Annotated in this window: 11 protein-coding genes; 5 read left to right on the forward strand and 6 right to left on the reverse strand. The window is 45.2% G+C overall.

Annotation, left to right across the window (positions count from 1 at the left end):
- Positions 1-169 precede the first annotated feature (169 nt).
- The 5 genes from QUB66_RS28865 to QUB66_RS28885 form a co-directional block, all read right to left on the reverse strand.
- Positions 170-595, reverse strand: coding sequence for an endonuclease domain-containing protein (locus tag QUB66_RS28865; protein WP_332966874.1), 426 nt, complete (start codon positions 593-595; stop codon positions 170-172).
- A gap of 30 nt (positions 596-625) precedes the next feature.
- On the reverse strand, positions 626-898 hold the full coding sequence (locus tag QUB66_RS28870; protein ID WP_332966873.1) for a hypothetical protein: 273 nt from the start codon (positions 896-898) through the stop codon (positions 626-628).
- 180 nt (positions 899-1,078) lie between these two features.
- Positions 1,079-1,474, reverse strand: coding sequence for a hypothetical protein (locus QUB66_RS28875; RefSeq protein ID WP_332966872.1), 396 nt, complete (start codon positions 1,472-1,474; stop codon positions 1,079-1,081).
- A 263-nt stretch (positions 1,475-1,737) separates the two neighbouring features.
- Entirely contained in the window at positions 1,738-3,345 is a 1,608-nt protein-coding gene (locus QUB66_RS28880; RefSeq protein ID WP_332966871.1) for a serine hydrolase, read from the reverse strand.
- A gap of 259 nt (positions 3,346-3,604) precedes the next feature.
- Positions 3,605-4,534 carry an RNA methyltransferase gene (locus tag QUB66_RS28885; protein ID WP_332966870.1) on the reverse strand — a complete coding sequence of 310 codons (930 nt, stop codon included), beginning with the start codon at positions 4,532-4,534 and terminating at the stop codon, positions 3,605-3,607.
- 239 nt (positions 4,535-4,773) lie between these two features.
- On the opposite strand from QUB66_RS28885, the gene QUB66_RS28890 reads away from it, so the two are divergent.
- Positions 4,774-4,929 carry a DUF2256 domain-containing protein gene (locus tag QUB66_RS28890; protein WP_332966869.1) on the forward strand — a complete coding sequence of 52 codons (156 nt, stop codon included), beginning with the start codon at positions 4,774-4,776 and terminating at the stop codon, positions 4,927-4,929.
- 62 nt (positions 4,930-4,991) lie between these two features.
- A complete protein-coding gene (locus tag QUB66_RS28895) occupies positions 4,992-5,927 on the forward strand; it encodes an isoaspartyl peptidase/L-asparaginase (RefSeq protein ID WP_265237542.1) in 936 nt (311 codons plus the stop codon).
- Positions 5,928-6,340: 413 nt separating this feature from the next.
- Here the strand turns inward: QUB66_RS28895 and QUB66_RS28900 are convergent, their stop codons facing one another.
- Positions 6,341-7,591 carry a WD40 repeat domain-containing protein gene (locus QUB66_RS28900; RefSeq protein WP_332966868.1) on the reverse strand — a complete coding sequence of 417 codons (1,251 nt, stop codon included), beginning with the start codon at positions 7,589-7,591 and terminating at the stop codon, positions 6,341-6,343.
- Positions 7,592-7,786: 195 nt separating this feature from the next.
- Here QUB66_RS28900 and QUB66_RS28905 point away from each other — a divergent pair, with 195 nt between their 5' ends.
- The 3 genes from QUB66_RS28905 (at position 7,787) to QUB66_RS28915 (ending at position 10,376) form a co-directional block, all read left to right on the forward strand.
- Positions 7,787-8,401, forward strand: a complete 615-nt coding sequence (locus tag QUB66_RS28905) for a tetratricopeptide repeat protein (protein WP_265237545.1) — start codon at positions 7,787-7,789, stop codon at positions 8,399-8,401.
- A 41-nt stretch (positions 8,402-8,442) separates the two neighbouring features.
- The gene (locus tag QUB66_RS28910; protein ID WP_265237547.1) at positions 8,443-9,180 is read left to right on the forward strand and encodes a tetratricopeptide repeat protein; all 738 of its coding nucleotides are present in this window, start codon (positions 8,443-8,445) and stop codon (positions 9,178-9,180) included.
- A 395-nt stretch (positions 9,181-9,575) separates the two neighbouring features.
- Positions 9,576-10,376, forward strand: coding sequence for a hypothetical protein (locus tag QUB66_RS28915; protein ID WP_332966867.1), 801 nt, complete (start codon positions 9,576-9,578; stop codon positions 10,374-10,376).
- The last annotated feature ends 121 nt before the right edge of the window (positions 10,377-10,497 follow it).

Genomic DNA, 10,497 nt, shown 5'->3' on the forward strand with positions numbered 1-10,497 from the left:
TCGTTTAATCACCCTTATTTTCGCCTGGTTTAATTGACTTTATACTACCCCTTCGTAAAAAACCTACACCTGTCAGCTGGGGGTGTGTCCTCTAGAGAGGGGCTGGGGGTGTGTCCTCTAGAGAGGGGCTGGGGGTGTGTCCTCTAGAGAGGGGCTGGGGGTGTGTCCTCTAGAAAGGGGCTGGGGGTGTGTTTCCGCCTCGGCCTTTGAGCGGGATTGGGTTGTATCCATTCTGCAAAATCCAACCCTGAATAACCTCTAGAACACCTTCAACGTGATACTTTGCATCTTGTTCTGTAAAGCGCAAAAATCTCACGCCAAGCGATTCCAACCGAGATTGTCGTTCTCGATCGCGCTTTTGCGCTTCCTCACTGTCATGGGAAGATCCATCAATCTCGATCGCCAGCATTAATTGTTTGCAGTAAAAGTCTACTATGAATTCATCGATAGGCCGTTGGCGATCGAAATCATAGCCCATGATTTGTTTGCCTTTGACATATTTCCAAAGACTAATCTCGCCTGGGGTCATATTGTTGCGCAACTGGCGAGCAAATTCCTTAAGTTTGGGGTTATAGGGGATGATGTGGTATCTCATAAAGCTGAAGATACGTAATTGTGATTTATCTTATGATATCCTCCCATAGGTGATTTCCTTGGTGGCTAAATCCAAAATCCAAAAAATAATATCCGATCGCACCTCACCTTTACCCGATCGTGGCACAATCTGTTTCACACTATTAATAAACCAAAGGAGGAATTTTATCATGTGGCTGTTAATCATTAAATGTTCTGCGGAAAGCTGGACTCTCAATTCCAAAGCTTTCAAAGTCATTGCTGACAAATATCCGGCTACGCCTCTTTCTTCCAAAAAGATGAAAGGCGACGGTGAACGGATCATGGAATATCAGATTGAGAATGTCAATGATGTAGAGGATTTTATGGAAGAATGCTTGACTTTAAAGGGCTTTACTGCTAGTTTTGAATCTCTGTAAATCTAAAATTGACTGAGAGTGCGATCGCCCAAATCGACTAAAAATTCTAGGATTGGCGATCGCAACTTTCCCCAGCGTGGTTAAAATTAGTTAGAGCTACGAATGCGCCCGTTGTAATTGACTGTGATGCTTCCATCTTGGGAAACAGTAACAACCGTCTCTACCGTATAGACAGACGAACCGGGTTTGTAACCTTGAAAAGTAAATGTCCAAGTACCATCGCCATTGTCAACAAAAGGCGATTCTGCTGATGCACCGTGCATTGATGCTTCGGCTCGATATTGTCCCAAACCGCCGTTAGCATTTTCTGCTGCTTGACGGGCTAAGTTTTTGGCTCGATTGAGCTCGATGTTATTGGAAATAACTGTAATATCGGTGAGTTGACTTTGAGAAGAGCGAAGCGGATTGCTCAAGGCGGGGGAGACTCCCACGGCTAAGGTTGAAAGCGCTATCAAACAAGCAAGTCGGGTGTTTAGTTTCATAATACAAACTCTTTATAGTTTCTAAACTCTACAGGACTTGTGCTAATATACCCGGAATAGAGAAGACGGCGGTTGAAACCGCGTCTACACAAATGATGTCCGAGATCAGAGGGACTCAAGAAAATAACGTAAAATATAATTTTTACCGGTTTTCTTCAACCCGCGGAGGCGGGTTTTGTTTGTGTAGACGCGAATTCCATTCGCCCGGTTTTCTACGAACCAATTTTACAGTGAATCAATCTAACACGATATGAATCATCGGTTTAATTTTTAATTTTTAATTTTGAATCGGCGGGCGTTTCCCCGTCGTTCAAATAGCGGTAAGTCATTTTAGAAATATCCCGAATTAATGTTTGAGCCGGCTTCTCTGTTTCGGCCGGATGCTTCACCATCACCGCCACTAAATAACGCTTACCGTTTGGCAAATCCACCATCCCTGCATCAGCTAGCATTGTATTGATGTTGCCCGTTTTGTGAGCAATCACTGCTCCTTCGCCCAAGCCTCTCGGTAGCAAAGAATCGTTTTTAGTTTGGCGCATGATTTGCAAAATACGATCGCGCGATTTGACAGAAACCAAATTTCCGCGATCGATCTGGGCTATGATATTGATCAAATCCTTCGGGCTGGTAGTATTCGTTCCCTCCAAATCCGGCAACTTATTGCGCAACACCGTCGCCCTCAATCCCCAGTTGGCAAATTGCTGATTCAAAACCTCAGCACCTCCCAACAACTCAATCATCATATTTGTCGCCGTATTATCGCTGATCACAATCATTTTTCTGGCAACTTCCAAAGCCGAATATTTCTTACCAGGCCCGTCATCTTGCATATCTCCAGAACCGCCCACAATATTTTCCGGCTTCACAGTTAACGTCTGATCTAACTGGATTTTGCCCTCGTCTACTGCTTGGAAAAAAGCTACTAAAATTGACACTTTAATCGTGCTCGCTGAAGCAAAAGGAGTATCGCCGTTAAAATTTAGGTAGCTTCCACTATCTAAATCAACTAGAAATATTCCTGCTGTCAAAGTAGGATTTTCTGTTGCTAAAACCTGAACTTCCGTTTTCAAAGCTGCTAATTCTTGATTCAATTGCAATGCTTCTGGGGCGGCTGGGGCTGCAACTGCGCTATCGGCTGGGTTTTTCTCGCCTGCGGGCGTTTCTTGTGTCGCTACACTCGATCGACTCACAGCATTTACCACTGACAGCAGCGTACCGCAAATCACCGCAATCCCAACTCCCAAAATCAGCAACCGAGTAGCGTATACCAACGGTGGCACGTTCCGAGTTGCAGAGCGTTTGCCCGGTCTCTGGCTCGATTGCGGGCGTGGCTTCGGCACGGGAGCTTTTTTGAGCTTGGGGGCTATTATCGGGTCTGGAATGCTCTCTGGTGGTGTGCTGGCTCGACTTTTCCGAGGTGCGAGGGGAGTTGTAGTTTGGGTTTCGCTGATGGGATTGCTGGCGGGAGTGCTGACAGGAGAAGTCGGTTCGGGAAAATCGAACATATCCACAGCAGCGAGGCCTTTTTTACGCGGTTGGCGAGTCTTCGACTGGGGAGTTTTGGTGGTTCGGGGTTTTCTGGGATTAATCGCCGATTGGGGATTTGACAAAAAGTCCTGCGCGCTCAATTCTGCGGGGGTAGGTGCGGGAGTATTGGCTCTACTTCTCTTGCTGCGGCTTGGTTGCGGTGGGAAAGTCGCAGGTTCTGATGTGGGAATTTCCGGGCCGTTTGGCGGTTGAGGAGGGCGGCGGCTACCGGATTTGCCAGACTGACTTGCTTTGCCGGATTTAGGTGGCTTTGGGCCGGAGTCGGCAGAGGCCAGCGAGGACATCACTGATAATATCGATCGTTTGGGAAACCGCTCTGCCACGTCTTACTCCTTCTGCACTACTGTAAAGTTTAAGTTTAAGATTTTTTAGCTTACCAGCCAATCAATTTGAGATTTGGGATTTGAGATTTTGGATTGATCCCAAACGCACCCGTGGTATCAGAAACCGGGTTGATTGCTGGGAAATTACCTTAAAGCGTAGGTTTTTAGTCAAGAAACCCGGTTTCTTTGGTGACAAGTGGGTAGGTCAAGTTGTCACCAAAAATTGTCAATCTCACATCCCAAATTATCACCATTTGCCCTAAGTATCCGTTGGATTTTCGGGCAAAGCCCCATCAAGAATATCAGAAACTGGCGATCGCGGATAACTTTTCAATCCCCATTCTGTTTGACGAATCACGCCCCGCAGCATGGCGACTTCATCCACTGTCGGATAAGCGCGATTGTACAAACGCCGAAATTTTTCCATCCGACTTGCTGCTGTGTGCGGCTGCAAATAGCCAATTTTCAGCAGCAGCCCTTCTAATTGCTGGTAATATCCCTCCAGATTTTCCAAGGGAGCACTGTTGGGGGGAGGAGAGGGGGAGAGGGGGGGAGGGGGAGAGGGGAAGAGGGGGAGAGGGGGGGATTGGGAAAATATTGCCTCTTCCTTATTCCTTGTATCTGTTAAATCCGTTACAGAATTTGTTACCGAACTTCCTTCTTCCTTCTTCCCTCTTCCTTCTTCCTTCTTCCTTCGGAAACCTTCCTCGCGATACAATTCATAGCAGCAAATAGCGACAGCTTGGGCAAGATTTAGCGAAGTGTAAGCATCGCTGCTGGGAATCCGAATCAAGCGCTGGGCGCGGTTTAATTCGCTGTTAGTCAATCCACAGTCTTCTCGACCAAAAATTAGGGCACTGGGGGCTTCTAGCAACCAATGTAAGGCATCTGCTGGTGCTTCTAGCTGCATTGGGTGCGATCGACCATCATCTCCTGTAGTTGCGATCGCCCTGACACATCCTACCAAAGCAGCAGGCAAACTCTCAACAACCTTCGCCGTTTCCAGTATGTCAGCAGCGCGCACAGCCATCAATCGGGCTTCTTCCCCTAAATGATCGCACTGGGGATTTACCAAAATTAATTGGCGCAAACCCATATTTTTCATGACGCGGGCTACTGAACCCACGTTTAATGGCCCTGCGGGTTCGACTAAGACTATTCGGATGTTGGCTAATGCCGTTGCGACCATTTTTACTGGGAGATATTTTGCTAAATTGAGAGTTATTGCATAAATCTTGGATTTCTAGGAAAACCGCAGATCTAATGCAGATTAACCTGCATCACTGGGGATTTAAGCCCCCACCTTTAGGTGGATTGTTTTTAGGCTGGGGCTTAAATCCCCTGCCTAAAAACTTCGCTGTCAACTGTCAACTGTCAACTGTCAACTGTTAAGCAGATAATTTAAGATGGCGTATTGTCAAAATTAGCATGGCTAAGCAGCGATTGAAGTCTGAGTTACCGACGAAGATGTGTCCGGTGTGCGATCGACCTTTTACTTGGCGCAAAAAATGGGCCGACTGCTGGGATGAGGTGAAATACTGTTCGGATCGCTGTCGCCGTCGCCGCAATAGTACAGAAAATTAAGAATCTCTTGCTATTTGCCAAACTGAGGCTAAAATTGCAAAGGAAAAATTTTAGGTTAAAGTATGGCATCGCAACAGGTGGAACCAAAGCTAGTTATTCACGGCGGTGCCGGTAGTTGTCTGCAAAGCAAGGGCGGAATTGAAGCGGTGCGCAAATCGCTTTACGATGTTTTGGAGGCAGTTTATCCGCTGCTGAAAGACGGTGCAAGTGCCGTAGATGCAGTCGTGCAGGGCTGTCGGTTGTTGGAAGATGACCCGCGATTTAATGCCGGTACGGGTTCTGTGGTACAGTCGGACGGGCAAATTCGGATGAGTGCTTCGCTGATGGACGGTTTGGCTCAGCGTTTCAGTGGCGCGATTAATGTTGCTCGTGTGCAAAATCCGATCGAACTTGCTAAGTTTTTGCAGACTTCGGACGATCGCGTACTATCAGATTATGGTGCGGCGGAATTGCTGCGAGAACTTCATTTGCCGATTTACGATCCGATGACGGATTTGCGTTTGCACGAGTGGATGCAGGAACGTCAAGGTAATTTTAACAGAGCAATGGCTAATGTGGTGGCGGAACCTGCGGGTGTTGGCACGATCGGAGTTGTAGCTTTGGATACTCAGGGATGTTTGGCTGCTGGAACATCGACTGGCGGTAAGGGTTTTGAGCGCATCGGGCGGGTTAGCGACTCTGCTATGCCGGCGGGAAATTACGCGACGGGCAATGCGGCGGTTAGCTGTACGGGTATCGGCGAGCACATCATGGATGAGTGTTTAGCGGCGCGAATTGTGATTCGGGTAACGGATGGTTTGAGTTTGAAGGCTGCTTTTGAGCGTTCTTTTGCGGAAGCTGACGATCGCAAACGAGATTTTGGTGCGATCGGGATTGATGCTAGCGGTGCGATCGCGATCGGCAAAACTAGCGAGATCATTCTCGGTGCTTTTCACAACGGTACGCAAATGGGCGATACTTTGGAAGCAAACAAAGGAACGTTGGTTTTTGTTGCTTAGAAAAGCGGTTTGATTTTCCGTAACAAAACCCGATCTTGATTGGTAATTACGATGGTGCGCAGTGCGAACCTTACTGATAATTCGTAGGGTGTACACTGCGTACCATCCCCTTAGTTAACCGATGCTTAGGTGGCACGCTATAAAGTCAACCGGTGTGCAGTGCACACCCTACAAACTAGATATTTAATTAGTGATTCTTCGTCAAACTGTGCGCAGTGCACACCATACAAACTAGATATTTAATTAGTGATTCTTCGTCAAACTGTGCGCAGTGCACACCATACAAACTAGATATTTAATTAGTGATTCTTCGTCAAACTGTGCGCAGTGCACACCCTACAAACTAGATGTTTAATGAGTGATTCGTAGGGTGCGCACTGCGCACCATCCCCCGATATTTAATAGGTAATTTATTAAATTCGCAACTGCCAAAGTTTAACAGTACCATTATCGCTGCCGCTAACCAAAGTTTCGCTCAACTGCCCGATCGCCACCGCCGACACAGGGCTAGAATGTCCATCCAAAGTATGCAACAATTCGCCACGAAGATTCCAAATCCTAACAGTTCCATCAAAACAGCCCACTGCAAAGTATTTCCCATCCGGGCTAATCGCGGCGGCGGAAGTGATGCGAATTCCTGTTTGCAGCGAATGCAATAATTCGCCTGTTTGCAAATTCCACAGTGCGATCGTTTTATTCCCGTGACATACGAGAGTTTGGCTGTCGGGAGTAATTGCCACATAATTTTCGCTGCCAAATGTTCGCCGCACTTCTCCCCCCGGCAATTCCCACAAAGTGACGGTGGCGCGACAGAAACCGCTGGCTGCATTCAGCCCGCTGGCTATTAACGTTTTGCCGTTGGGACTCAGGGCGATCGCACTTATGTCATCCCCTTGATAGCCTTTCAAAACTTGCAACAGTTGGCCGCTATTGAGGTGTTGCAGCTTGACAGTGCCACAGGTGGTGCCGATCGCCAAAATTTGCCAGTCGGGGCTCACAGCGACGGATTCGTGGCGGTGTACGTCTGCTAAGCGCTTCAGCAGTTCGCCGTTTTGCAGGTTCCAGAGTTTGACTGTGCCCGCGCGCGATCGAGTCAGCAGCGTTTTGCTAGCGGGGCTGAAAGCAACTAGCAATACGGCTGTTGAATGTCCGCAAATAGTCCGCAACAGTTCCCCGCTGTGCAAACTCCAAACCTTCACTGTACTGTCGTGGGAACCTGTTGCGAGTAATTCTCCGTCGGGACTGATCGCGGCGGATAGAATGCTGTCTGAATGCTGGAGGGTGGCTTTTAAGGTTGCCCCGGATGAGGTTTTTGGTTGTTTTTTATACCCGGCTATTACCAGCCAGTCGATCGCATCTCTCCAATTTTTGAGGGCATTTCTCGGCCGATTTGTCAGCGTTTCTATATATCGATACAAAGTTTTGGATAAGTCAACTTCTACACCTTTGATTTGTTTGTTGAGAAGTGCCGCAATTTCGGCCGGGCTGCAACCGCACAGCAAGCCGCACAAGTGCCTTTTTTCCACGGGTGTCAGCCCTCTTCGGGTGTGCGGGGCAAATTCTAGTTTGGCGTTGGCCAAGTCGGTGTAAAGCTTTTCGATGTCCCAGTCGCGGGTAGCCCGTGTAAAAGGTTCTTCTGGTCGATCGAGGGTTGAGGGTGTCATTTGTGGCAGTCGCGATCGAGTTCCTAGTCAAATTCCTAACCAAAATCCTAACATTCGCTGTGCGCGATCGAACTGCTTTCACCGCTAATCTATTTTTAACACAGCAAACAACCAAAAGAGTTTCGGGTAAAAAATCTGTGGAAATCCTGACTTCTACAGTTTGCTAAATAATTCTACATTAACCGGAGAAACAAAATGCCTGGTATTGCGATCGCCTTATTTTTTGGCCTCGGTTTGATTTTAAGTCTTGTTGGCTATATTTGGGGATTAGTTCAAGCTTTCGGACAGGAAACTTTTTGGGGAGTGCTTTACTTAATTGTACCCTGTGCTGCCTTAGTTTTTTATATCAAAAATTGGAGCAATCAACAAATTAGAAAAACTTTCTTGATTCAATGTGCTGGCTTGCTAATGTTTATTTTGGGAGGTCTTACTACTTCAGTATTTTATGGCGCAAATTTTACAAACAGCCCGGATTCTGAGCTGAATCAAGAACTAAAAAATAACAATCCATCGCCCTCTTCTTTTCCTGGGGATCTTAACACTTCTCCATCACCAAGTCAAAAATCACCTCCGAGTTCTGGGCTATCTCCTCAAAGTTCTCTAGCACCCGATAGCAAAGATGAGTTCAAACAATCGATGAAACTCGGCTATGTCTACTACGCGCAGCGAGACTATCCAACGGCTTTAATCCATTTTAACAAAGCTTTGCAGGTGCGTCCTGGCGATGCTTATGCTGTCAAGGCTATTGAAAATACCAAAAGCGCGTTAGCGAAGCCCTCGAAGAGGATCGTCCAAGCAAAGGCTAAATAACCCACATACACATTCACTTGAAATTGATTAAACATAAAATCATGAAACAGACATCAGATAAACTAAAATTCGTGGAAATGTTCGCATTTTGGATACAGCTATTTGTTGGGGGGAGTTTTTTATTGGTCGGTTTGTTTGGGGGTTTGTCTTCTGGCAGTTTTTTCGTTTATTTATTTGCTGTAGTTGGTTTGCTGTTGATGATATTCGTAGAGATTGAGACAATTACATTTGACAAAAATCTCGGTCATCTGACTATCAAGCGGCATAAACCACTCATTGCCAAGACGAAACTTATCAAACACCTACTTCAAGATATTTCAGGTGTGGAAATACAGGAAATGTCAAGTAGCGAGAGCAATACCTATCGTGTCTGTCTTGTGTTGCACTCAGGTAAGCAACGTGTTCCTCTAACTTCTTCCTTCAGCACTGGTTTAGGAAGCAAGCACAAAAAAGCCGAAGTCATTGCGACATTTTTGGATATCCGAAATTACGGTCTTGATGGCTTTCCCACAGACAACTCTAACGAACTTAAATGGGAGACTATAGCAGAGGAAATTACCCACTGGGAAACTGCAATCAAAAGTGATTCTAATGATGCTGATGCTCACCTGAGATTGGGATTAGCTTTGATACTTCAAGACAAAACAAAAAATAAAGAACAAGCAATGGGCTATCTAAAACAGGCCGAGACTTTGTTCAAAGCTCAAGGCTGTGACGAAGAAGCTATGCAGGCTGCTCAACTTTACGGCGCGGCTTATTGGGGAATGCTGGGAAAGTGAGGTTCAGATGCAGTCTTGGATACACTCCGACTGAAGAAACCAAACCGGGTTTTTTTGCAAAAATACTTCGTTGTAATCCGCAGATTCAGTAAAAAGTCCGGTTTATGGGTTTTATCTAAGTCCTAATTATCCGACATCTAAACTTTACAGCCAAGTTTGAATAAACTCTTGTGGGGAGTAGGAGTTAGGCATCTTGCCCGCCCTCAACATACAATAATTATGACTTTTATGAATTTAATTAATGAATTATATGAATTGACCTGAAAAGAAAACTGTTTAATAATTGTAGTTAAGAGCTTTTCTGTAGAAATCATAGGAAAACTAAATTTTTCAGTCAAAACTCTGCAAAATTTTGTAAAAAATTTCAATTAATTACACGGGAGCTAATACCTAAGATGAAAGTTATTAAAAAAACCGAACATCTTCTAAAGCTTAATAATTTAGGAGAAATGATTTATGGTGCGATATCTCCTACAGTATGGGTAACGGGATTTTCAGGAATACCTTTATTTATGATGCTCTTGATTATGGCATCTGCTGGAGTGGAAAGACTTTCCTGCAACAAAATTGAGCCAAAAATCGCAACTTGCGAACTCAGTAGATCGAGTTTTATGGGGTTAAAGCAAGGCGAATTAATCTCGATCGAGCAAGTCCAGGGAGCTAGATTTGAGACAAGCAAGACTACTGATAGTGATGGCAGACCCATGACTGTGAACAATGTATTTTTAGTAACTAAGGAAGGGGAATTATTGCTAGCAAATCAAAGTGCCGAGGATGCAAATTCGTTCAATAAATATATACAAATCTCTACCGGAGGGTTGGTGATAGAAAAAGATAATCGGTTATTAAGTTTTGGGATAATGCTTTTTCCTAGCTTGTTTTTAGTTATTGGTTTTGGAGTCTTTTCTGGTGTATTGCGTTCTTTTATTGTTGAAACTTACATTTTTGACAAAAATGCAAGTACCTTAACTATGAAGAAAAAAGGAATATGGGTGAATGAAGTTTCTGAACGCTCGCTCGCTGAAATTTCAGAAGTCGAATTAGAAACAAAACACACCGAAAATGGTATCTTATGCAAGGTGTATTTGCTAACCAATGGGGGCGATCGCCTCTTTTTAAGTAGTAGTTTGAATCATAAAAAACAACAAAAAATGGCTGATTTAATTCGCAGCTACCTCAACCGGCGATCCGTCTGAATAAATACACCGATCTCAAAACCGATCTGGAAAATTCTGCAAAATAGACCTCTTGCAAAATAATTTTATGATATAATGGAAAGTTTTGCTTTACTGGATTGAATCCAAAGTCTTAACTTAT

Source organism: Microcoleus sp. A2-C3 (genome assembly GCF_036706065.1).
Classification (GTDB): Bacteria; Cyanobacteriota; Cyanobacteriia; order Cyanobacteriales; family Microcoleaceae; genus Microcoleus.

Excerpts from the sequence above, each read along its gene's own strand:
- QUB66_RS28915 (WP_332966867.1), top strand. The coding sequence starts at position 9,576 with ATGAAAGTTATTAAAAAAACCGAACATCTTCTAAAGCTTAATAATTTA.
- QUB66_RS28895 (WP_265237542.1), top strand. The coding sequence starts at position 4,992 with ATGGCATCGCAACAGGTGGAACCAAAGCTAGTTATTCACGGCGGTGCC.
- QUB66_RS28885 (WP_332966870.1), bottom strand. The coding sequence starts at position 4,534 with ATGGTCGCAACGGCATTAGCCAACATCCGAATAGTCTTAGTCGAACCC.
- QUB66_RS28905 (WP_265237545.1), top strand. The coding sequence starts at position 7,787 with ATGCCTGGTATTGCGATCGCCTTATTTTTTGGCCTCGGTTTGATTTTA.
- QUB66_RS28870 (WP_332966873.1), bottom strand. The coding sequence starts at position 898 with ATGATCCGTTCACCGTCGCCTTTCATCTTTTTGGAAGAAAGAGGCGTA.
- QUB66_RS28875 (WP_332966872.1), bottom strand. The coding sequence starts at position 1,474 with ATGAAACTAAACACCCGACTTGCTTGTTTGATAGCGCTTTCAACCTTA.
- QUB66_RS28910 (WP_265237547.1), top strand. The coding sequence starts at position 8,443 with ATGAAACAGACATCAGATAAACTAAAATTCGTGGAAATGTTCGCATTT.
- QUB66_RS28900 (WP_332966868.1), bottom strand. The coding sequence starts at position 7,591 with ATGACACCCTCAACCCTCGATCGACCAGAAGAACCTTTTACACGGGCT.
- QUB66_RS28890 (WP_332966869.1), top strand. The coding sequence starts at position 4,774 with ATGGCTAAGCAGCGATTGAAGTCTGAGTTACCGACGAAGATGTGTCCG.
- QUB66_RS28865 (WP_332966874.1), bottom strand. The coding sequence starts at position 595 with ATGAGATACCACATCATCCCCTATAACCCCAAACTTAAGGAATTTGCT.